This is a genomic window from Pseudomonas sp. PB120, assembly GCF_009761815.1.
GTDB lineage: Bacteria > Pseudomonadota > Gammaproteobacteria > Pseudomonadales > Pseudomonadaceae > Aquipseudomonas.
This window is the reverse complement of sequence record NZ_RWIN01000117.1, coordinates 1-23182: the sequence shown is the minus strand read 5'-3', so window position 1 is coordinate 23182 and position 23182 is coordinate 1. Positions and strand designations below refer to the sequence as shown.

The window sequence follows — 23182 nt, the reverse complement described above, 5'->3', positions numbered from 1 at the left end:
CATCCTCGTGTGAAGTGTTGCTTTCTGAGGTCGGCATTTTAGAGAGAATCCAGATGCGGTAAAGTCATTACCTATCTGTTCTGGAGATGGGTCTTTCATGAGCATGCATTGGAATCTGGAACAGCTGCGGCTGTTTGTCAGCGTGGCGGAGCAGCGTTCGTTTTCCGCCGTGGCGCGGGATCAGCGCAAGGCGCAGTCGGCGGTCAGCAGTTCAATTGCCTTGCTGGAAGAGGACCTGGGCGTGAGCCTGTTCGACCGCAGCAGCGGCCGTCAACCGAAGCTCACCGAGGCGGGCACGGCTTTGCTGGACGAGGCGCGCGAGGTGTTGCGTCAGTGTGAGCGCTTGAACGGACGGGCGCTGGCGATGATGCGTGGCCAGGAAGCGCGCCTGCGGGTGGCCCAGGATGAGGCGATGCCGTATCAGCCCATCATCGAAAGCTTCGAGGCCCTGGCGGAAAAATTCCCCAGCCTTGAAGTGCAACTGACCAGCGCCGCCCAAGGTGATGTCGCGCGCAAACTGGTGGAGCGCCGGGCCGATCTGGGGTTGTTGTTCTATCACGACCAGATTCCCGAAGCGCTTGAGCGCCGGGTGGTGGGCAGCGTCGAAATGGTCACGGTGTGTGGCGTCGGCCATCCCCTGGCGCAGCAGGCTCAGGTGAATGGTCAGCAACTGGCGCAACACCGGCAGTTGTTGATGTCGACCCAGTCCAGCGTCTATCCCGGCAGCGAACCGGCAAGCCCCCAGGTCTGGCGCGCTGACAGTTTCTACGTGATGGCCGAGTGGCTGGTGCGCGGCCTCGGTTGGGCCTGGTTGCCACGGCACGTTGTGCAATACCCGGCGTATCAAGGAATGATGGTCGAGCTGATCAGCGAATGGACCCCGCCGGCATTGGTGGTGGAGCTGGTCTGGCGCCGTGATGAGCCGCTGGGCCCGGCGGCGCGTTGGCTGGCGGAACGTTTTGCTGTGCACTTGCAGGCGATCGGCGAAAAAACCGATAAACTCCGCCGCCATGAATAGAACTCTCTACACCGCGCTGTTTTACCTGGGGCTGCCACTGGTAGCGATTCGGCTGTGGCTGCGCTCGCGCAAGGCGCCGGCGTATGCCAAGCGCATTGGCGAACGCTTTTCCCTCGGGCTGCCGGCGATGAAGCCCGGCGGGATCTGGGTGCACGCGGTGTCTGTCGGCGAAAGCATCGCCGCGGCGCCGATGATCCGTGCGCTGCAGCAGCGCTACCCGACCCTGCCGATCACCGTGACCTGCATGACCCCGACCGGTTCGGAACGCATCCAGGCCCTGTTCGCCAATGAGCCGCGCATCCAGCACTGCTACTTGCCGTACGACTTGCCGTGCGCTGCTGCGCGCTTTCTCGACCGGGCCCGGCCGAAACTGGCGGTGATCATGGAAACCGAACTCTGGCCCAACCATATTCATCAATGCGCCAAGCGCGGGATTCCGGTGGCGCTGGCCAATGCGCGGCTGTCTGAACGCTCGGCCAAAGGCTATGGCCGGTTTCACAAACTGACTCAGCCGATGCTGGCCGAGATGAGCCTGTTCGCCGTGCAGACCGAGGCCGAGGCCCAGCGCTTCCGTGAGCTGGGCGCCCGTGCGGACACTGTCGAGGTGACCGGCTCGATCAAGTTCGACCTGACCATCGACCCGCAATTGCTGGAGCGCGCCGCCCAATTGCGTGCGCAATGGCAGGCCGTGGACCGTCCGGTGTGGATCGCCGCGAGCACGCACGACGGTGAAGACGAAGTGGTGCTGGCGGCGCATCGTCAGTTGCTCGCCAGCCATTCGGATGCGTTGCTGATTCTGGTACCGCGCCACCCCGAGCGTTTTAACGCGGTGTTCGAGTTGTGCCAGCAACAAGGGTTTGCCACCGTGCGCCGTTCCACCGGCGAGCCGGTGACTGCCAGCACCTCCGTGCTGGTGGGCGACACCATGGGCGAGTTGCTGTTTCTGTATGCGTTGGCCGACAGTGCTTTTGTCGGCGGCAGCCTGGTGCCGAACGGCGGGCATAACCTGCTGGAACCGGCGGCGCTGGCCAAGCCGGTGCTGAGCGGGCCGCACCTGTTCAACTTCCTCGAAATCGCCGCGCAACTGCGCAGCGCCGGCGCGTTGCAGGAAGTGGAGGATGCTGAAGGTTTGGCGCTGGCGGTGCAGCGGCTGTTCGAGTTGCCACGGGATGCACAGCGGATGGCTGACGCCGGGCTGAAGGTGATGCGCACCAATCAGGGCGCGCTGCAGCGGTTGCTGGAGGGGTTGGGGCGGTTGATCGACTGACTTGTCACAAAACCCTGTGGCGAGGGAGCTTGCTCCCGCTGGGCTGCGAAGCAGCCCCTAAATACCTGCGACACCTGACGAAACTGCTGACGACTGCTTCGCAGCCGAGCGGGAGCAAGCTCCCTCGCCACAGAAAACCACAGGTCCCGTTAACTTCAAGGTCTTGCTTTGAGCTGCTCAGCCGCGGCCTTGGCCAGGTCCGGCGGCAGGAAGTCCTTGTCCGGGTTGTAATCGGCCTTGAGATAACGCGCCAAATCCTGCAAATCCCCAGGGTTCAACGTACCCGCTGACTGCTTCAAGCGCAGGTTGTCGAGGATGTAGTCGTAGCGCGTGTTGTTGTAATCGCGCACCGACGTGTAGAGCTGGCGCTGTGCATCCAGCACGTCGACGATGTTGCGCGTCCCCACCTGATAACCGATTTCGGTCGCTTCCACCGCGCTCTGGTTGGAGATGATCGATTGCTTGCGCGCCTGAACCTGTTCGACGTCGGTGTTCACCGCACGGTGCAGGTTGCGCGTGCTCTCGACGATCTGCCGGCGCAGGGATTCACGTTGCTGCTCGGTCTGGTCCAGCTGCGCGTACGACTGGCGCACCTGGGAGTTGATCAGGCCGCCGCTGTAGATCGGGATGTTCAGTTGAAGGCCAACCGTGGTCTGCGTGACGTTGCCACCGTAAGGCTGGCCGAAGGCATTCGGGTTGCTGAAACCCAGCGCGTCGTTGTCACCTTTTTCGTACTTCGCCACGGCGTCGACGGTCGGTGCATGGCCGGCCTTGCGCTGCTTGAGGGTTTCTTCGGCGGCGCTGACGGCGTAGTTGCTGGCCAGCAGGTTCAGGTTCTGCCGGGCGGCCGTATCGACCCAGGCCTTGGCGTCGTTCGGCGCGGGCGGCAGGATCGGCAACGTGTGGGAAATGCCCCAGATCGAGTTGTACTGACGGTTGGTCAGGGTGATCAGGGCTTCGAAGGCATCATCCACCTGGCGCTGCGCAACGATACGGTTGGCGCGTGCGGTGTCGTAGCTGGCTTGCGATTGCAGCACGTCGGTCTTGTCCGACAGACCGACGTCGAAACGTTCGTTGGACTGGTCGAGCTGGCGCTTGAATGCCGCTTCTTCGGCCTTGGTCGAGGCCAGGTTGTCCTGGGTGCGCAAAACGTTGAAGTAGCTGTCGGCGGTTTGCAGGATCAGGTTCTGCTCGGTCGCCGAGAGTTGCAGCGCGGCCTGTTCGTTGACGTCCTTGGCAGCCTGGAACTGGAACCAGCGATCGGCACGGAACAGCGGTTGCGCCAGGGTCGCTTGATACGAATGGGCATTGCGGTTGGCAGTGGCCGAAGGCTGGTCGAGCGAGGTGCGCACGTTGGCCATCTCGGCACCGCCCGAAAGGTTGGGCAGCAGCCCGGCGCGGGCCTGGGGCACGACTTCTTTCTGTGCGCCATATTGGGCAATGGCGGCGGCCAGGTCCGCGTTGTTGTCCTTGGCTTCCTGGTACACGCTGACCAGGTCGTTCTTGGTCGATAAGGGCGCTTCAGCTGCCCAAGCCATTCCATTGGATGCACATGACACGGCAACGGCCAGTGAGAGTTTGCGCAGCATGAGGCCATCCCTAAAAATTACGCTGATAATTTGAGCGCCAAAGGTAAGGCGCAGACCACGCAGCGTCAATGCACAGCATGGCGTTGCGAGTGTAGTTGCGCATCCGCACGGCAACAATCGTCTGATTACGCCATTCATCATGGTGTTTATCGCGGTGTTGGCGTTCTCTGCCAGTTGTGTCTAGACTGGCCGGGTTCTTGTCGGGGTGCCTTGCTATGAGGCTGAGATCGAATAATTTCGGATCCCGTTGAACCTGATCAGGTTAGCGCCTGCGTAGGGAACAAGATTTCTCGTCACCCGGCGAGTCCTCTTGTGCTTCGTCCGGGATGTTGTTCGACAATCGAACACCCCTCGAGCACTGAGCACGGCACCAACGGCTTTCATACGGCTGATTGGTCGCGTCCATTCGTTACAGGTTCGCTCCGACAAAATTCCACTGCCTGGATGCTGTCTGGAGAGCCCGTGATGACGATAAAACTAAAAGACACTACGAACCTGAGTGATTCGGCGCGAGTCGATCAACAATCGGTTCAGCCCTTTACCCGCTCGCAAAAAATCTACGTTCAGGGCTCTCGTCCGGACATCCTCGTGCCGATGCGCGAAATCAGCCTCGATGTGACACCGACCGACTTCGGTGGCGAGGTCAACGCGCCTGTCGTGGTGTATGACACCTCGGGCCCATACACCGACCCCAACGTCATCATCGACGTGCGCAAAGGCCTGGCCGATGTGCGTTCGTCGTGGATCGAAGCCCGTGGCGATACCGAGCGCCTGCCCGGCCTGAGCTCGAATTTCGGCCAGGAACGCCTGGCCGATGCCGAGCTGACCAAGCTGCGTTTCGCCCACGTCAACAACCCGCGCCGCGCCAAGGCCGGGGCCAACGTCAGCCAGATGCACTACGCCCGCCAAGGCATCATCACCGCCGAGATGGAATACGTCGCCATCCGCGAAAACATGAAGCTGGAAGTGGCCCGCGCCGCCGGCCTGCTGGACCAGCAGCACGCTGGCCACAGCTTCGGCGCCAGCGTGCCGAAAATCATCACCCCCGAATTCGTCCGTGACGAGATCGCTCGCGGTCGCGCGATCATTCCGGCCAACATCAACCACACCGAACTGGAACCGATGATCATCGGCCGTAACTTCCTGGTGAAGATCAACGGCAACATCGGCAACAGCGCCCTGGGTTCGTCCATCGAAGAAGAAGTGGCGAAACTGACCTGGGGCATTCGCTGGGGTTCGGACACGGTCATGGACCTGTCCACCGGCAAGCACATTCACGAAACCCGCGAGTGGATCATCCGCAACTCGCCGGTGCCGATCGGTACCGTGCCGATCTATCAAGCGCTGGAAAAAGTCGGTGGCGCCGCTGAAGACCTGACCTGGGAACTGTTCCGCGACACGCTGATCGAGCAGGCCGAGCAGGGCGTCGACTACTTCACCATCCACGCCGGCGTGCTGTTGCGCTACGTGCCGCTGACCGCCAAGCGCGTGACCGGCATCGTCTCCCGTGGCGGCTCGATCATGGCCAAGTGGTGCCTGGCGCACCACAAAGAGAACTTCCTCTACACCCATTTCGAAGACATCTGCGAAATCATGAAGGCCTACGACGTCAGCTTCTCGCTGGGCGACGGCCTGCGTCCGGGCTCGATTGCCGACGCCAACGATGCTGCGCAGTTCGGTGAGCTGGAAACCCTCGGCGAACTGACCAAGATCGCGTGGAAACACGACGTGCAGTGCATGATCGAAGGCCCGGGTCACGTGCCGATGCAGCTGATCAAAGAGAACATGGACAAGCAGCTGGAGTGCTGCGACGAGGCGCCGTTCTACACCCTCGGCCCGCTGACCACCGACATCGCGCCGGGCTACGACCACATCACCTCGGGTATTGGCGCGGCGATGATCGGCTGGTTCGGTTGCGCGATGCTCTGCTACGTGACGCCGAAGGAGCATTTGGGCCTGCCGAACAAGGATGACGTGAAGACCGGGATCATCACCTACAAGATCGCCGCGCATGCCGCCGATCTGGCAAAAGGTCACCCGGGTGCGCAGATTCGCGACAATGCCTTGAGCAAGGCGCGTTTCGAATTCCGTTGGGAAGACCAGTTCAACCTGGGCCTCGATCCGGACACCGCTCGCTCGTATCACGATGAAACCCTGCCGAAGGATTCGGCCAAGGTCGCGCACTTCTGCTCCATGTGCGGGCCGAAATTCTGCTCGATGAAAATCACCCAGGAAGTGCGCGAATACGCGGCCAACCAGCAGATTGAATCGGTGGACGCCGAAGTCGCCCAGGGATTGGCGGAACAGGCCGAGCGGTTCAAGCAGGAAGGCAGTCAGCTGTACAAGAAGGTTTGATCTGACCTGAAAAGGGTGGGGCCTGCACAGGCCCCATCGCCAGCAGGCTGGCTCCCACACTGGATCTGTGGTGTTCACATGTCCCCTGTGGGAGCCAGCCTGCTGGCGATAGCGATCTACACAACAACAAATGTCCCTCTGAGATAACACCCTTGAGCATTCAACCCAGCACTTATTCACCCGATATCGCGGTGCCGAGCGACAAACGTGTCTTCGGCGGCCGTGATCTGTTTTCCCTGTGGTTCTCCCTCGGCATCGGCCTGATGGTTTTGCAGACCGGCGCCTTGCTCGCGCCAGGTCTTGGCCTGTCCGGCTCGCTGCTGGCGATCTTCCTCGGCACCCTGGTTGGCGTACTGCTGTTGGCCGCCGTTGGCGTGATCGGCAGTGACACCGGCCTGTCGTCGATGGCCGCGCTCAAACTCAGCCTCGGCAGCAAAGGCGCAAGCCTGCCGGCGTTGCTGAACCTGCTGCAACTGATCGGTTGGGGCTCGTTCGAAATCATCGTCATGCGCGATGCCGCCAGCCTGTTGGGGGCGCGGGCGTTCAGCGAAGGCAGCCTGCTGTCGAGTCCGCTGCTCTGGACCCTGTTTTTCGGCGCCCTGGCGACCTTGCTGGCCGTCAGTGGTCCGTTGACCTTCGTGCGTCAGATCCTGCGCAAGTGGGGCATCTGGTTGCTGCTGGCTGCGTGCATCTGGTTGACCTGGAACCTGTTCGCCAAGGCCGATCTGGCCGCTTTGTGGGCCCAGGCCGGTGATGGTTCGATGCCGTTTGCCGTAGGTTTCGATATTGCCATCGCGATGCCGCTGTCGTGGCTGCCGCTGATTGCCGACTACTCGCGTTTCGGCAAGCGTGCGAAAAACGTGTTCGGTGGTACGGCCCTCGGTTTCTTTATCGGTAATTTCTGGCTGATGAGCCTTGGCGTGGCCTACACCCTGGCGTTCGCGCCGAGCGGTGAAGTGAATGCCTTGCTGTTGGCATTGGCCGGTGCCGGACTGGGGATTCCGCTGCTGCTGATCTTGCTGGACGAATCGGAAAACGCCTTTGCCGATATTCACTCGGCGGCGGTGTCCAGCGGGATTCTGTTGCGCTTGAAAGTCGAGCACCTGGCGTTGGCCATCGGCGTGGTCTGCACCCTGATCGCGTGCCTGGCACCATTGGCCCAGTACCAGAACTTCCTGCTGTTGATCGGTTCGGTGTTTGCGCCGCTGTTCGGCGTGGTGCTGGTGGATCACTTCATCCTGCGCAAACGCAGTGCCCGAGTGGCCTCGGCCGCCTTGCGCTGGCCGGCGCTGCTCGCCTGGTTGGGCGGGGTCAGCACGTATCACTTGCTGGCGAATCTGTACCCGGACATCGGCGCAACCCTGCCGTCGTTGATTCTGGCAGGGCTGCTGCAACTCGTGCTGGGTCGGGCGTTCAGTTACGGCCAGGAAACAGCTCGGGCTTGATAATGCCATTCAGGCGAGGGTAGGGGATCTTCAGTTCGACGTGGCCCAGCGCGTAAGGCGCGATGGTGCTCACTTCGTACTTGAGGATCACCCCGCCGTAGGTCAGCGCTATGTTCTGGGTTTTCTGGAACGGCCAGCTCTTCACGAACTCCGGTTCCTGATCGAGCTTGGTGCTGATCAGCCAGCTGTTGTGCGCGACCTGCGCCGCTTTCCAGAATGCCTCTTCCTGTCCCGGCAGCAACATGTCCGACAACGTCAGCACCTTATGCTGCTGGCGCGAATAGTTGATGAAGCCGCGGCCCGGGGTGCCATGGGCGCCGCCCGTGTCCAGGTAGCTCGAAAGCTCAACGATCACCAAGCCGTCATGCTGCTCACGTACCTTGGCTTGCAGGTAGATGCTGTTGCGCGGGCCGGCGGTGCGCAAAAACTCATCGCGATAGGCCGCCAGCGTCGGCGCTACGGGCGCGTCAGGCGAGGTGCGGGTCATTTGCAGCAAGCGTTTTTCGATGATGCCGTCCAGCTGAGGCTCGGCAGGGAAGCGCAGCGTGTCGATATTCACCAACGGGCAGTCGGGGGTGGTGCAACCCGGCTTCAGCTGTTCGGTAGCATCGCGGGTGGTTTCCAGCGGCGTACGGTAATTGGGCTGGAACAGGCTCTGGCAAGCGCCCAGGGTCAGGGCTATTGCGGCCACGGAGGCGATTTTAAAAAGCGACATGGGCGTCCTTCATAAAACAGGGAAAGGCGAAAAGTTATCCGCTTCGACTCTCAACGAAGCAGTCAGTTCGCCACTAAGCTAATTAGAGTTGGTTTCGCCCTCACCGTCTATCCCGCTGACGGGAAAGGGGCTGCATCAAACGGCGCGAGCGCGTTAGGATGGCGCGAAGTCGAGGTTGGAGCCTCGGTGTCGTCACGAGGATTGTCATGACTGATTTTGCCAACGCCATTCCGACCGCCGTTGATATCGTGCGGCGCGAAAAATGCTACGAGGGCTTCTACAAGCTCGACCGCGTGCACTTGCGCCACGAATTGTTCGCCGGCGGCATGAGCCGCGAGATTCATCGTGAAGTGTTCGTGCGCCACGACGCGGTCTGCGTGTTGCCTTACGATCCGCAGCGCGATGAAGTGGTGTTGATCGAGCAGTTTCGTGTCGGCGCCGTGGGCAAGGCCGACAACCCATGGCTGATTGAACTGGTCGCTGGTCTGATCGACAAGGATGAAGTGCCGGAAGAAGTTGCTCACCGCGAAGCGCAGGAGGAAGCTGGGCTTGTAATCGGGGCGCTCTGGCCGATGACCCAATATTTTCCATCGCCGGGCGGCAGCAACGAACTGGTGCATCTGTACCTGGGGCGTTGCCAGACAACCGGGGTTGGCGGCCTGCATGGGCTGGAGGAAGAAGCAGAAGACATCCGTGTGACGGTCTGGGCATTCGAAGATGCCTTGCAAGCCGTTCGCGATGGGCGAATTGCCAACGCGGCCAGCATCATTGCCTTGCAATGGTTAGCTTTGAACCGCGCTGAAGTGAGGGGGTTATGGTCGTAAACAAGCTGCGCGATCGCTATCGTGTCGACCTCGTGGGGCTGCAAGCCTCCTGCGAGGCCAACTATGCGCGCCTGATGCGACTGCTCCCGGACATGCGCAACGAGCCCGATGCGCGACGAATTGCCGTCACCCATGGCGACCAGATGCTGGGCGTGCTGGCGCTGGAAGTGCTGCAGGTCTGTCCCTACACCACGACTCTTCTGGTGAGTCAGGAACACAGCCTGCCCTGGTTGCCGGTGCCGAAGCTGGAAGTCCAGGTCTATCACGACGCGTGCATGGCCGAAGTGGTCAGCGCTGAACATGCACGACGCTTTCGCGGCATCTATCCTTACCCGAATGCCTCGATGCACCAGCCGGACGAAAAGGCCCAGCTGAATATGTTCCTGGGCGAGTGGCTCAGCCATTGCCTGGCGTGTGGGCACGAATACGCTGCTGTTCGATAGATGTGAACTGCGTCAGGTTCGCAGGTTTCCCCTTTTGATCGTCCCCCAGCATAATTGCGGCACTCATCCATCCCGAGATTCAGCCCTGGGAGAACGCCTTGCCGAGCGTATCCACATTGACCACCGCCGACCCGGCGTTGCTGGTGCAACTGTCCGACAGTCATCTGTTTGCCGAGGCGGACGGTACGTTGCTGGGCATGAATACCCGCGACAGCCTGCAAAAGGTCATCGAACTGGTGCGAACGCAGCAGCCGCAGATTGATCTGCTCATTGCCAGCGGCGATCTGTCCCAGGACGGCACGCTGGAGTCCTATCAGCTGTTTCGTGACCTGACACGACCGCTCGATGCGCCCGCGCGCTGGATTCCCGGCAATCACGACGAACCGCAGATCATGGCCGAAGCCGCCGTGCAGAGCGCGCTGCTGGAACCGGTGGTGGATGTCGGCAACTGGCGTGTGACCTTGCTCGATTCGGCCGTGCCGGGTTCGGTGCCGGGGTTTTTGCAGGACGAGCAGCTGCAGCTGCTGGCCCGCGCGTTGAGCGAGGCGCCGGAGCGGCATCATCTGGTGTGTTTCCACCATCATCCGGTGCCAATCGGCTGTGCGTGGATGGAGCCGATCGGGTTGCGCAATCCCGAGGCGTTGTTTGCCGTGCTGGACCGTTTTCCGCAAGTTCGCGCCGTCCTGTGGGGGCATGTGCATCAGGAGATTGACCAGGTTCGCAATGGCGTGCGCCTGATTGCGTCGCCTTCGACCTGCATTCAGTTCGAGCCCGGGAGTGAGGATTTCAAGGTCGGGGACCAGGCGCCGGGGTATCGCTGGTTGCGGTTGTTGCCTGACGGCAGGATTGAAACCGGGGTGGAACGCGTGACCGGGTTCGATTTCCAGGTCGATTACGGCTCCAACGGCTATTAACGCTCTTTGTGGCGAGGGAGCTTGCTCCCGCTCGGCTGCGAAGCAGTCGTAATCCTGATTTCCTTTAAATTCGCGGTGCAAGGTTTTGGGCCTGCTGCGCAGGCCAGCGGGAGCAAGCTCCCTCGCCACAGAGTCCTGCTTATGCCTGGAACACAACAAGTCATTCGCTCCAACTCCCTGTAAACTCCGCCTTCTTTACCCGACGCACAGGGAGCTCAAATGTCCGGTTCGATCCTTTATATCCACGGTTTCAACAGCGCGCCTTCCTCGAAAAAGGCCACCCAGTTGATGCAGGTGATGGAGCGTCTGGGCTTGAGCGATCAATTGCGCGTTCCGGCCCTGCATCACCATCCTCGCGAGGCCATCGGTCAGCTGGAGCAGGCGATTTCGGAGCTTGGGCGGCCACTGCTGGTCGGCAGCTCCCTCGGCGGCTACTATGCGACTCACCTGGCCGAGCGCCATGGATTGAAGGCCCTGTTGATCAACCCCGCCGTCAGTCCGCACCGGATGTTCGACGGGCATCTGGGGACACAGAAAAACCTGTACACCGATGAAACCTGGGAATTGACCCACGACCACGTAACGGCCCTGGCCGAGCTGGAAGTGCCGGCGCCCCAGGACCCACAGCGGTATCAGGTGTGGTTGCAGACCGGCGACGAAACGCTGGACTATCGCCTCGCCCAGCAGTATTACCGGGCCTGTGCCTTGCGTATCCAGGCCGGTGGCGACCACAGTTTTCAAGGCTTTGCCGCGCAACTGCCGGCAATGCTGAGTTTCGCCGGCATCGGCGCCGATGCGTATCAGGCGATCGATTTCACTGCACTGTGAGTCATCGCCCCTAATTTACTGAACACACTTTTTACAGGCGGACGACGAGACCCCATGGCCACTCCCAGCGCTAGCTCTTATAACGCAGACGCCATCGAAGTCCTCTCGGGCCTCGACCCGGTGCGCAAACGCCCCGGCATGTACACCGACACCAGTCGGCCGAACCACCTCGCCCAGGAAGTCATCGACAACAGCGTCGACGAAGCCTTGGCCGGGCACGCGACCTCGGTGCAAGTCATCCTGCACGCCGACCACTCCCTGGAAGTCAGCGATGACGGGCGTGGCATGCCGGTGGACATTCACCCGGAAGAGGGTGTGTCGGGCGTCGAGCTGATCCTCACCAAGCTCCATGCGGGCGGCAAGTTTTCCAACAAGAACTACCAGTTCTCCGGCGGTCTGCACGGGGTGGGTATTTCCGTGGTCAACGCCTTGTCGACCGAAGTCCGTGTGCGCGTGAAGCGTGACGGCAACGAATACCAGATGACGTTCGCTGACGGTTACAAAAAAACCGAGCTGGAAGTGGTCGGCACGGTCGGCAAGCGCAACACCGGCACCAGCGTGTTCTTCGCGCCGGACCCGAAATACTTCGATTCGCCGAAATTCTCCATCAGCCGCCTCAAGCACGTGCTCAAGGCCAAGGCCGTTCTGTGCCCGGGGCTGCTGGTCAGTTTTGAAGACAAGGCCACCGGCGAGAAAGTCGAGTGGCATTACGAAGACGGCCTGCGTTCGTACCTGGTGGACGCGGTCAGCGAATTCGAGCGCCTGCCGGACGAACCGTTCTGCGGAAGCCTGGCCGGTAATAAAGAAGCGGTCGACTGGGCGCTGTTGTGGTTGCCGGAAGGTGGCGACAGCGTGCAGGAAAGCTACGTCAACCTGATCCCGACGGCTCAGGGCGGTACCCACGTCAACGGCCTGCGTCAGGGCTTGCTCGATGCGATGCGCGAGTTCTGCGAATTCCGCAGCCTGCTGCCACGCGGTGTGAAGCTGGCGCCGGAAGACGTCTGGGAACGCATCGCCTTCGTGCTGTCGATGAAAATGCAGGAGCCGCAATTTTCCGGCCAGACCAAAGAGCGCCTGTCGTCCCGTGAAGCGGCGGCGTTTGTCTCCGGCGTGGTCAAGGACGCGTTCAGCCTGTGGCTCAACGCCAATCCGGAAACCGGGATGTTGCTGGCGGAACTGGCGATCAACAACGCCGGCCGTCGCCTGAAGGCGAGCAAGAAAGTCGAGCGCAAGCGCATCACGGCAGGCCCGGCATTGCCCGGCAAACTCGCCGACTGCGCCGGGCAGGACCCGATGCGTTCCGAGCTGTTCCTGGTGGAAGGTGATTCCGCCGGCGGTTCGGCCAAGCAAGCGCGGGACAAGGAGTTCCAGGCGATCCTGCCGTTGCGCGGCAAGATCCTGAACACCTGGGAAGTCGACGGCAGTGAAGTGCTGGCGAGCCAGGAAGTGCACAACATTGCCGTGGCCATCGGTGTCGACCCGGGCGCGGAGGACATGAGCCAGCTACGTTACGGAAAAATCTGCATCCTCGCCGACGCCGACTCCGACGGTCTGCACATCGCCACGCTGCTGTGTGCGCTGTTCGTCCAGCATTTCCGCCCGTTGGTGGATGCCGGCCACGTCTACGTCGCGATGCCGCCGCTGTACCGTATCGACTTGGGCAAAGAAATCTACTACGCCCTCGACGAGGCCGAACGCGACGGGATTCTTGACCGTCTGGTGGCCGAGAAGAAGCGTGGCAAGCCGCAGGTCACCCGATTCAAAGGCCTGGGTGAAATGAACCCGCCACAGCTGCGCGAAACCACCATGGACCCGAACACGCGGCGCCTGGTGCAGCTGACACTGGAAGATTACCCCGCAACCGCAGAAATGATGGACATGCTGCTGGCGAAGAAACGCGCCGGCGACCGTAAATCCTGGCTGGAATCCAAAGGCAACCTGGCCGAGGTTCTTGGCTGATGCGGGTTGGCGTTGCCCTGGCGTTTGCGTTACTTCTGACCTCGGTGTCGGCGCTTGCCGACACCGCCCCGGAGTTGCGCCTGTTGTCCGAGCATCCGGTGGACGGCATGCGCGGCGGCAATCTGTCGGGGCTGGCGCAATGCGGCAAGGACCTGTGGGCGGTTTCTGATCGCGACGATGATCAAATCTACCGCCTCACGACAAGCGAAAACACCTGGCAGGCCGAGACCGTACGCATCGGCGTGCCGGCGGTGCCTGACAGCGGGTTGCCCTGGGGTTTGCGTTCGCGCACCTGGGCGGCGTCTTTTGTGCGTGGCGGCGACCTGGATTTCGAAGGCATTACCTGCGACGCCGCCGGTAATCGCTACATTGTCAGCGAGTCCCATGCCGCCGTGCTGCAAGTGCCGCTGGTCGGGCCTGCGTCCTGGCTGAAAATCTCGCCAATGCTGGTTCGCGAAGCGCGGGCCAGTGGCATGCTGTTGCACTTCAATGCGCTGTTCGAAGGCTTGGCCATCAACCCGGCCGGCGACCAGCTCTGGCTGGCGGCCGAACGTGAGCGCCGGGGTTTATTGCTGATCAAGCGCAAGCAAACGGTGTGGGATTGCGACGGTGGCTGCGTGCTGCTGAGCGAGGCCGGGCTGGAAATGCAGCCGGCGCAGTTTCCCAAGGCCAAGGCGGTGTCACGGGATTTTGCCGATCTGTCCTTGTTCAATGGCAAGCTGTTCACCCTTGAACGCAACGCCTTCCAGATTTGTCGCCGTGACGCGGTGACGGCCAAGGTCGAGCGCTGCTGGTCGTTCGCCGACGAGGCGCTGCAGGAAAATCGTCGTTACGCACAGGCTTATGGCCTGGCGGAAGCCTTGATCGTGGACGCCGATGGCGCTTGGGTCGGCATCGACAACAACGACGGGGCCCGTGCCGATGGCGAGGTCCGGCCGATTGTCTGGCGCTTCGCCGCGCCTGAAGGTGGCTGGAGCGCCAAACCGTGACGCCACAGACGCCGGGGCAACGCGCCGGGCGGGTGTTCATGGTGTTGGCCTGGTGCGCCGCGCTGTTTCTGGCAACGCGGTTTTTTGCCGATTGGGAAGCGCGGCAGCAGAATCCGAACGTCAACGTCAGTTCGGAGCAAGGCGAAGGTTTTATCGAAGTGAAACTGGTCAGCAACAATCAGGGGCATTTCGTCGCCAGCGGCCATATTAACGGCCAGCCGGTGGATTTCATGCTCGATACCGGGGCGACCGATGTGTCGATCCCGGCCAGTCTGGCCGAACGGCTCAAGCTGGAGGAGGGCTTCGGGGTGACCCTGAGTACCGCCAATGGCCTTAGCCAGGGTTATCGAACCCGCATCGACCGGCTGCAAGTCGGCGACATTGTGTTGCGTGATGTTCGCGCCCTGGTTGCGCCAGGCCTGACTGGCAATCAAGTGCTGCTCGGAATGAGCGCGCTGAACAAACTTGAATTTACCCAGCGCGGTGGCACCATGCTGCTGCGCCAGACAACGAACCGATGAGGCCCGCATGAGCGACTCCCTTGATCTCAGCCTGGACGGTGTAGAACGCCGGTCACTGGCTGACTTCACCGAAAATGCCTACCTCAACTACTCCATGTACGTGATCATGGACCGTGCCTTGCCGCATATCGGCGACGGCCTGAAACCGGTACAGCGACGCATCATCTACGCGATGAGCGAGTTGGGGCTGGACGCCGATTCCAAGCACAAGAAGTCGGCGCGTACCGTCGGTGACGTGCTCGGTAAGTTCCACCCGCACGGCGACTCGGCCTGCTACGAAGCCATGGTCCTGATGGCCCAACCGTTCAGCTACCGCTACACGCTGGTCGACGGTCAGGGTAACTGGGGTGCGCCGGATGATCCCAAGTCCTTCGCCGCCATGCGTTACACCGAAGCACGGCTGTCGCGTTATTCCGAAGTGTTGCTCAGCGAGCTGGGCCAGGGCACCGCGGACTGGGGTCCGAACTTCGACGGCACTCTGGACGAACCGCTGGTGTTGCCGGCGCGCTTGCCGAACATCCTGCTCAACGGCACCACCGGCATCGCCGTGGGCATGGCCACCGACGTTCCGCCGCATAACCTGCGCGAAGTCGCCACGGCGTGCGTGCGCTTGCTCGATGAGCCGAAAGCCACGGTCGAACAGCTCTGCGAGCACATCCAGGGCCCGGATTACCCGACCGAAGCGGAAATCATCACGCCTCGCGCCGACCTGCTGAAGATGTACGAAACCGGCAAGGGCTCGGTGCGTATGCGCGCCGTGTACCACATCGAAGACGGCGACATCATTGTCACCGCGTTGCCGCATCAGGTGTCGGGCGCCAAGGTGCTGGAACAGATCGCGGCCATGATGCAGGCCAAGCCGTCCAAGGCCCCGCAGATCGCTGACCTGCGCGACGAATCCGACCACGAAAACCCCTGCCGGATCGTGATCATTCCCGGCGCGCGCAAAAACTTCGACCACGATGCGCTGATGCAGCACCTGTTCGCCAGCACCGAGCTGGAGTCGAGCTACCGGGTCAACATCAACATCATTGGCCTGGACGGCAAGCCGCAGCTGAAAAACCTGCGCGCCCTGCTGGTCGAGTGGCTGGAGTTCCGGGTGCAGACCGTGCGTCGTCGCCTGCAATTCCGCCTCGACAAGGTCGAGCGTCGCCTGCACCTGTTGGACGGCTTGTTGATCGCCTACCTCAATCTGGATGAAGTGATTCACATCATCCGTACCGAGGAGCATCCCAAAGCCGCGCTGATTGCGCGTTTCGCGCTGAGCGAAATCCAGGCTGACTACATTCTCGACACCCGCTTGCGCCAGTTGGCGCGGCTGGAAGAAATGAAGCTGCGTGCCGAGCAGGATGAACTGCTGAAAGAACAGGCCAAGCTGCAAGCCCTGCTGAGCAGCGAAGCCAAGCTGAAAAAACTGGTGCGCACCGAGCTGATCAAAGACGCCGAAACCTACGGCGACGACCGCCGCTCGCCGATCGTCGAGCGTAGCGAGGCCAAAGCCTTGACCGAGCACGATCTGCTGCCGAACGAGAAAGTCACCGTCGTGCTGTCGGAAAAAGGCTGGGTGCGCTCCGCCAAAGGCCACGAAATCGACGCCACCGGGCTGTCCTACAAGGCTGGCGATGGTTTCAAGGCCTTGGCGCCGGGTCGCTCCAACCAGTTTGCGGTGTTTATCGACTCCACCGGCCGCAGCTATTCGGTTGCTTCTCACACCTTGCCATCGGCCCGAGGCCAGGGCGAGCCGTTGACCGGTCGTCTGACGCCACCGCCAGGCGCAACGTTCGAATGCGTGCTGATGCCGGAAGACGATTCGCTGTACGTGATCGCCTCCGACGCCGGTTACGGTTTTGTGGTCAAGGGTGAGGACTTCCAGGCCAAGAACAAGGCCGGCAAGGCCTTGCTGAGCCTGCCGAACAACTCGAAAGTCATACTTCCGCGCCCGGTAACCGATCGCGAGAACAACTGGCTGGCTTCGGTAACGACCGAAGGTCGCCTGCTGATCTTCAAGATCAGCGACCTGCCACAATTAGGTAAGGGCAAAGGCAACAAGATCATCGGTATCTCCGGTGAGCGCGTGGCCAGTCGCGAAGAATATGTCACGGACATCGCCGTACTGCCGGAGGGCGCCACCCTGGTGCTTCAGGCCGGAAAACGTACCTTGTCACTGAAAGCGGACGACCTCGAACACTACAAAGGTGAGCGTGGGCGTCGTGGTAACAAACTGCCACGTGGCTTTCAGCGGGTAGATGCGCTGCTCGTCGAAAACCTCAATTAACCGCGCTAGAGCGCTCGATCTACGATTTAACGCGTAGATCGACGCTTTGGCGCTGGAGTCGGAACGCATATTCACGGATGATATGGCCTTTCCAAGCGCCGGCGTGGCCGAGCGTTCTTCATATTTATTGAGTATTTTCACTGTGGTTAGCCTTGTGGCAACCACCTGGATGGGACGATGACTGCTCTGCGCCTTCCTTTTATTTTGATGCTCGCTGGCGTTCTTGGCCTGGCGGGTTGCAGCGTTCACCAGCCGGTGTCGCTGTACCAACTGGACAGCGGAAGTCCGGTTCAGCCTGCGCAAAGTGCTGGCATGGCTGTATTGCTGGGCCCTGTGACTGTAGCGGATTACCTGCAACGCGAAACCCTGTTGCAGCGCCAGCCGGATGGCAGCCTGCAAGCGTCTACCGATGGTCGTTGGGCGGGCAGCCTGTCGTCCGATATCGATCAGCTGTTGCTGCGCCAGGTCGCGGGTCACCTGGACAGCCAGCGCGTGGTCCTGGCGCCTGCAACCGCCGGTTTCACACCGGACGTGCAAGTTCTGCTGACGATTACCCGCCTGGACTCGGGCGAATCGCAACCGGCGATCCTTGATGCGCAATGGCGGCTGATTGACCGTCGTGGCCAGGTTCGCGACAACCGCATCATTCATCTGCAGGAACAGCACGCGGGCGGTACGGCGGCGCAGGTCCAGGCGCAAGGTGTGTTGTTGCAGCGCCTGGCTGACCAGCTGTCGGTCGCGCTCAAGCCATTGGCCAATCAACCGCCCATCGCTGAAGCGCCGAAAAAACCGGCAGCCAAGCCTGTAGCGCCTGCGGCCGAGCAAGAAAAACAGCCGAAAATCCCGATGGCAGCGCCGATCCGGACCGATATGGAAGTGTTCCGCTTCTAAGGCTGGATGGATTCAACACAAGGCCCGCAGTGATGCGGGCCTTGTTGTTTCTGACAGTTGGAATCTCCAGTGCCTGTCCTGGCCCCATCGCCAGCAGGCTGGCTCCCCCATTGGATCTGTGGCGCACACATTCCCCCTGTGGGAGCCAGCCTGCTGGCGATGGGGCCAGAACAGGCCACAAAAAAGCCCGCAGACGATCACTCGTCTGCGGGCTTCTTCACATCGGGGCTTAAAGCTTACGCCCGACGCTCATGCATCCGCGCCAGTTGCCGCTCAAGCATCGACGGATAAGGCTCCATCAACCGCTCCACGCAGCAAGCGCCTTCAGGGCTGGCGATCGGACGGATCCGCGCACGCTGGCGAATCAGCGGGTCGTCGTTGATCTTGCGCTCTACCAGCAGCAGGTTGCGGCTGTGTTGCGACAATGCCAGGGCGTCCTGGGCCGTGTCGGTCAGCAGCAGGTCGATCTGGCTCAGGCCGAACAGGTCGTCACCGAGGGTCAGGCCCAGTTGCAATTGCAGGGTGATCCCGCTGTCCGCGACTTCGATTTGCAGCTGATGACCCAGCGCCCGCAGCAACTCGCCGCAGCAAATGGCATTGGTCAGGTAGTCGTCGCCGCTGTCTTCGGAGTGAAACAGCATCAACGTGCTGCCATCGTTCAGAGTGTGCAGTTCACTCTCGTACAGCGAGGCCGCCTGATCGAGGCAGTCGCGATAACGTTTAAGCAATTCTTCCAGGCGCGTGCGCGGCAGGCGACGCAGTTGCTCCTGGGAGCCCAGCTGTACGGCCAGCACTGCGCTGTGCTGCGGCACGTTCGACACCACGGGGCGAGCTGCCGGTTTTGGCGCGCCGCCTGCCGAATCATCGCGAAGGTCGGCGAACGGGTCTTCGTCATCTTCGTCTTCGACCGTGCTGACCACGTGCCGCGGCGCCGGCTTCATCGCGGCCATCGGGCGGCTTTCGTCGAAGCTCGGGTCGCGCAGGTTACGCACTTCGAAGCCCGGTTCCGCGTCGTCGTAATCGACGTCGTCGAACTCGGGTTCCGGCACAGGCTCCGGCTCGGCCGGTTCCGGCGCGAAATTGGCGTGCAGCTGGCGAGCGAGGTCGCCGATCTCGTCCTGGCGCTCGGTGGCCGGGGTGAATTCGTCGATATTGCGCAGCCACACGCGCAATTGCAGGAGCGGCGTCGAGATGTGCCGGCCCAGGCGCAAGCTCAAGGCCAGGGACAAGGCCAGCAGAATCGCACTCAAGATGCCCATGCTTTGCAGGCTGATGGTCATCGGCTGCTGGAATTGATCCATGTCCAGGCTGATGCGCAGTTGCCCGGCGGTCACGTCCTGAAACGTGATCTTGCTCTGGTACATGCCTTCGGCTTCGCCCAGCAGGCTGTGCTTTGGGCGCTGACCGGCTTCGGCGAGGATGCGGTTATCCACGCTATAAATAGCGGCGTGGGCCACCAGCTTGTTTTTGGTCAGGTTGTTGAGCAGCACGTTCAGGCTGAGGATGTCGTTAGACACCAACAGCTCCGTGGCGGACGTGGCCGTCTGCGTGGTCAGGCTTTCGCCCAGCGCATCGGCTTGCTCATGCATGGCCTGCTTGAACTGCAAACCCATCACGCAGGCGTAGATCACCAGGGCCAGTGCGACCAGGATCACGTTATGGCTGGCGATGCGCAATGCAATCGGTACACGGCGATGGCGCAGTGCCCGGAAGATCAGCAGAAAGAAGTTATCGGTTTTTACTGGCGTGGGCCGGTTCACTTGAGCTCGGCTCTTTTGTCCGTGAAGTTGACGCGCAGTATAGCGACAGGCCCTAGGGCGGCAAAGCGCTCACGGTGCCCGATGGTCACTGAAAGTGGGTAGAATGCGGTTTTTTTCCACCTGCGGGGGTGCGCCTTGCGCGAAATCGTCCTGATAAACATCACGGGAGTCGACCGTCCGGGTCTGACTGCGGCCATTACCGGCGTTCTGGCCCAGGGTGGTGTGAACATTCTCGACATCGGTCAGGCGGTGATCCACGACACGCTGTCGTTCGGCATCCTGGTTGAAATTCCTGGCACCGAGCAAGGCAAGTCGGTGCTCAAGGACATCCTGTTCAAGGGCTACGAGCTCGATCAACAGGTGCGTTTCACGCCGGTGTCCGAAGAGGATTACCAGCAGTGGGTCGGCAATCAGGGCAAAAAGCGCCACATCGTGACGCTATTGACCCGCAAGGTGACGGCCGGCCAATTGCAGGCCGTGAGTTCGATTACGGCCAAGTACGGCCTGAACATCGATCACATCGATCGCCTGTCCGGGCGCATGCCGCTGGACACTCCAGCCGACAAGGGCAAGGGCTGCATCGAGTTTTCCGTGCGTGGCGAGGCGGCCGATCCGCAAGCGTTGCGCGCCGAATTCCTCAGCGTTGCCCAGGAATTGAACGTTGACATCGCCTTCCAGGAGGATTCGCTGTTCCGCCGCAATCGTCGCCTGGCGGTGTTCGACATGGACTCGACGCTGATCGAAGCCGAAGTCATCGATGAACTGGCCAAGGCTGCGGGCGTCGGTGAGCAGGTGTCTGAAATCACCGAGCGCGCCATGGCCGGCGAACTGGATTTCCGCGCCAGCTTCAAGGAGCGTCTGGCTCTGTTGAAAGGGCTGGATGTCAGCGTGCTGGATTCCATCGGTGCGTCGCTGCGTTTGACCGAAGGTGCGGAAACCCTGTTCGCTGAACTCAAGCGGCTGGGCTACAAGACCGCGATCCTGTCCGGCGGCTTTACCTATTTCGCCAAGCAATTGCAGGCCAAACTGGGTATCGACTACGTGTTCGCCAACGAACTGGAAGTGGTCGACGGCAAGGTCACCGGCGTGGCGGTCGAGCCGATTGTCGATGCTCAGCGCAAGGCGGATTTGCTGAAGGAACTGGCCCACAAGGAAGGCTTGCGCCTGGAGCAGACCATTGCGGTCGGCGACGGTGCCAACGACCTGCCGATGCTGGCGATTGCCGGATTGGGCGTGGCGTTCCGTGCCAAGCCGCTGGTGAAGCAATCGGCGAAGCAGGCGATTTCCACCCTTGGGCTTGATGGTGTGCTGTATCTGCTGGGCTTCCGGGATCGCGACGGGCAGCTCTGAGTTATTGGTTGTTTGAGCTGGCCTCATCGCGAGCAGGCTCGCTCCCACATTGAATCTGCGTCAATTCGAGATCAAGTGTGGGAGCGAGCCTGCTCGCGATGGCGGCGCCGCGGTCCTAAGGCTTCACCCTCAAAGCGTCTTCCACAACGAATCAAAATCATCTTCCGCACCGGCGCCGCTCGCGTTCTCCAGCGGGCGATAAGCAAACTGGTTAAAGCTGTTGGTGCTCGCCACCCGTCGATCCAGCCCGGCCCGGCGTTCCTCGCCATTGGTGTTGATCATCACCTTGTTGCCTTCCTGGAAAGGCAGGCGCGGCGCGAGCAGGGTGGCCGGCAGGTCGATTGCGCTGATGGCCGGCAGCAACAGCCCTCGCAGATAATGACTGTGATCATCCCGGGTACGCACCAGTTGCAGGCCGCAAGGCTCGGCGTAAGGCGCGACCTGCTCGATACCCATTTGCGTACCGCCGCCGCGAACCTGGCGGATCCAGCGCACCACCGCGATGCTCCATCCCTGACCCGATGAGTCCTCGATGCCGACCATCTCGCCGGCCTGCAGTTCGGCGGGCACCTCTGATGGCCACGCCAGACAATAGCCGCCGGGACTGTGATTGATCACCGGCAGAACATACTTCGCAAAGTGCCGGTTGCGGTCGGACGCCTCCTGGCTGTCATCGCTTTGAAGCTGCGGGTACTCGATTTCTTCGTAGGGCAGCATGGCGTCGGCGGTGCCGTGGGGCGCCGCGTCGAAGGCATGGCTCCACTGGTCTTTTTCCCGGCCTGTCGGGGCGGTCGCCGAAAATCGTGCAGGGCGGGTGCCCGGGTTTTTCAGGATGTCGCTGAACGAGCGCTGCCCACCCAGGTAGAAATGCAGCGCGCTCATGCCCACGCATAGCGTCAGGCTGCCTTGGCCGACAGTGCGCTGGAAGCTGCGTTCGGCCGCCTGGCCCCAGGCGGCATGCAGGTGTTGCAGCGTGTCCAGGCTCAACCCCGCCGGCACGGGCAAGGGCGACGCACTGTCGGCATTTTGCAGGTGCGCTTCGATGGCGGCGACCAGTGGCTGCGGGTCTATTCCCAGCAGGCTCTCCTGTTGCTCTGCCCGAAACTTGGAGCGGTAACGTGGTCCGGTGTCGAGGTCCGGTGCGATGGCAAACAGTCCGTCGGCGGGTTTGCCGGGTTGTAACTTGATCCATTTGCTCCAGGGCTCCAGCACCTCGGCCAGCCGGGCGATCTGGTTCTGGCGCAGCTGGTTGCAGCGTGAAGCGCCTAAAAGCAGGGCGACCACGTACGTCTGTTCGATGCTCAGGGTTTGCATCTGGCTGGCGAGCTCGTCGCGCAAACCAAGGTGCTCAAGGCGCTGCGCGCAGGCGATTCGATACAGCTGATGCAGCTCCAGCCATAGACCTTCAGGCACCGGACAATAGAGTTCGGTCGAGCGAATCAGCGGGCCGTTGAGGCAGTGAATCGCGCGTTGCAACGCCAGGCTCAGCAACGGCGCTCGGTCCTTGCTGAAGCGTGGGGTGATGCGTATGACGATCTGCTTGTAGCCGATGGCCAAGTGACTTTGCAGGGCCTGGCAGAGGTTGGCGATCTTGCGTGATCGTTCGTCGAGGACAATCGCCTGATGCAGGAAATGCCGCTCCAGGTGTTTGCAGACGTAATACACCTCGGGCCGCAGCAATTCGAGCAGTTGCAGGCGGTTTTCGCTGGGCGTGAGCAGTTGATTGAGTTCGCTCAAGCCTTGATAAAGCAGGCGAGCGGTTTCGCCGAGGTTGGCTTTGGGCAGGTTGGCGATCCAGCGCTTGAGGTCGCGCGGGGTGGCTTCGCAGAAAGACAGACGCAGTTGCGTCGGGATCGGGGCGCGTAGCAATAGGTGTGGACTGGTCTCATTCATGCCGTGGACGAACTCCAACCGGGAAATGGGCAGTGAATGACCTGACTTTAGCAGCTATGAGCGTTGGAGGGGCACCAGGCTTGCCCCTGTAGCAGCTGTCGAGTGAAACGAGGCTGCGTTCTTTTGACAGGAACGCAGCCTCGTTT

Annotated in this window: 18 protein-coding genes and 1 riboswitch; of the genes, 14 read left to right on the top strand and 4 right to left on the bottom strand. The window is 61.5% G+C overall.

Translation table 11 applies throughout. The features are described 5' to 3' along the window. Positions 1-97: 97 nt before the first annotated feature. Both EJA72_RS21380 and waaA read left to right on the top strand, forming a co-directional pair. Positions 98-1018, top strand: coding sequence for a LysR family transcriptional regulator (locus tag EJA72_RS21380; RefSeq protein WP_157713358.1), 921 nt, complete (start codon positions 98-100; stop codon positions 1016-1018). Further along, positions 1011-2285, top strand: a complete 1275-nt coding sequence (waaA, locus tag EJA72_RS21375) for a lipid IV(A) 3-deoxy-D-manno-octulosonic acid transferase (protein ID WP_157713357.1) — start codon at positions 1011-1013, stop codon at positions 2283-2285. Before EJA72_RS21380 ends, waaA begins: the two co-directional genes overlap by 8 nt. Before the next feature lie 155 nt (positions 2286-2440). Here the strand turns inward: waaA and EJA72_RS21370 are convergent, their stop codons facing one another. Next, positions 2441-3874, bottom strand: a complete 1434-nt coding sequence (locus EJA72_RS21370; protein ID WP_157713356.1) for a TolC family outer membrane protein — start codon at positions 3872-3874, stop codon at positions 2441-2443. A gap of 191 nt (positions 3875-4065) precedes the next feature. Further along, a riboswitch (TPP riboswitch) is annotated at positions 4066-4171 on the top strand. A gap of 168 nt (positions 4172-4339) precedes the next feature. Here EJA72_RS21370 and thiC point away from each other — a divergent pair. Both thiC and cytX read left to right on the top strand, forming a co-directional pair. Continuing rightward, positions 4340-6229 carry a phosphomethylpyrimidine synthase ThiC gene (thiC, locus tag EJA72_RS21365; RefSeq protein ID WP_157713355.1) on the top strand — a complete coding sequence of 630 codons (1890 nt, stop codon included), beginning with the start codon at positions 4340-4342 and terminating at the stop codon, positions 6227-6229. Between the two features lie 152 nt (positions 6230-6381). Next, positions 6382-7674, top strand: a complete 1293-nt coding sequence (cytX, locus tag EJA72_RS21360; protein ID WP_157713354.1) for a putative hydroxymethylpyrimidine transporter CytX — start codon at positions 6382-6384, stop codon at positions 7672-7674. Here cytX and EJA72_RS21355 read toward each other — a convergent pair. After that, positions 7643-8389: an RsiV family protein gene (locus tag EJA72_RS21355; protein WP_157713353.1), complete on the bottom strand. Its 747-nt coding sequence runs from the start codon at positions 8387-8389 to the stop codon at positions 7643-7645. The two genes, cytX and EJA72_RS21355, sit on opposite strands and share 32 nt — an antisense overlap. Positions 8390-8595: 206 nt before the next feature. On the opposite strand from EJA72_RS21355, the gene EJA72_RS21350 reads away from it, so the two are divergent. From EJA72_RS21350 to EJA72_RS21310, 9 genes are all read left to right on the top strand, one after another. Next, the gene (locus tag EJA72_RS21350; RefSeq protein ID WP_157713352.1) at positions 8596-9213 is read left to right on the top strand and encodes an NUDIX domain-containing protein; all 618 of its coding nucleotides are present in this window, start codon (positions 8596-8598) and stop codon (positions 9211-9213) included. Continuing rightward, a complete protein-coding gene (locus EJA72_RS21345; RefSeq protein ID WP_157713351.1) occupies positions 9204-9656 on the top strand; it encodes a DUF1249 domain-containing protein in 453 nt (150 codons plus the stop codon). The genes EJA72_RS21350 and EJA72_RS21345 overlap by 10 nt, the downstream gene beginning before the upstream one ends. A 98-nt stretch (positions 9657-9754) precedes the next feature. Further along, positions 9755-10570, top strand: a complete 816-nt coding sequence (gene cpdA, locus EJA72_RS21340; protein WP_157713350.1) for a 3',5'-cyclic-AMP phosphodiesterase — start codon at positions 9755-9757, stop codon at positions 10568-10570. Between the two features lie 219 nt (positions 10571-10789). Beyond that, positions 10790-11398 (top strand): YqiA/YcfP family alpha/beta fold hydrolase, encoded by a 609-nt coding sequence (locus tag EJA72_RS21335; RefSeq protein ID WP_157713349.1) that lies wholly within the window; start codon positions 10790-10792, stop codon positions 11396-11398. Positions 11399-11452: 54 nt separating this feature from the next. After that, positions 11453-13357 (top strand): DNA topoisomerase IV subunit B, encoded by a 1905-nt coding sequence (parE, locus tag EJA72_RS21330; RefSeq protein WP_157713348.1) that lies wholly within the window; start codon positions 11453-11455, stop codon positions 13355-13357. Further along, positions 13357-14346 (top strand): esterase-like activity of phytase family protein, encoded by a 990-nt coding sequence (locus tag EJA72_RS21325; RefSeq protein WP_157713347.1) that lies wholly within the window; start codon positions 13357-13359, stop codon positions 14344-14346. Before parE ends, EJA72_RS21325 begins: the two co-directional genes overlap by 1 nt. Beyond that, on the top strand, positions 14343-14867 hold the full coding sequence (locus EJA72_RS21320) for a TIGR02281 family clan AA aspartic protease (RefSeq protein WP_178129509.1): 525 nt from the start codon (positions 14343-14345) through the stop codon (positions 14865-14867). Before EJA72_RS21325 ends, EJA72_RS21320 begins: the two co-directional genes overlap by 4 nt. Positions 14868-14874: 7 nt before the next feature. Beyond that, positions 14875-17142, top strand: coding sequence for a DNA topoisomerase IV subunit A (gene parC / locus EJA72_RS21315; protein WP_157713346.1), 2268 nt, complete (start codon positions 14875-14877; stop codon positions 17140-17142). Positions 17143-17319: 177 nt separating this feature from the next. After that, positions 17320-18033, top strand: coding sequence for a membrane integrity-associated transporter subunit PqiC (locus EJA72_RS21310; RefSeq protein WP_157713345.1), 714 nt, complete (start codon positions 17320-17322; stop codon positions 18031-18033). Between the two features lie 236 nt (positions 18034-18269). Here the strand turns inward: EJA72_RS21310 and EJA72_RS21305 are convergent, their stop codons facing one another. Then, positions 18270-19793, bottom strand: a complete 1524-nt coding sequence (locus tag EJA72_RS21305) for an AhpA/YtjB family protein (protein WP_178129508.1) — start codon at positions 19791-19793, stop codon at positions 18270-18272. A 135-nt stretch (positions 19794-19928) separates the two neighbouring features. On the opposite strand from EJA72_RS21305, the gene serB reads away from it, so the two are divergent. After that, positions 19929-21143, top strand: coding sequence for a phosphoserine phosphatase SerB (serB, locus tag EJA72_RS21300; protein ID WP_157713344.1), 1215 nt, complete (start codon positions 19929-19931; stop codon positions 21141-21143). Positions 21144-21272: 129 nt separating this feature from the next. Here the strand turns inward: serB and EJA72_RS21295 are convergent, their stop codons facing one another. After that, on the bottom strand, positions 21273-23036 hold the full coding sequence (locus EJA72_RS21295) for a molecular chaperone (protein WP_157713343.1): 1764 nt from the start codon (positions 23034-23036) through the stop codon (positions 21273-21275). Positions 23037-23182: the final 146 nt, after the last annotated feature.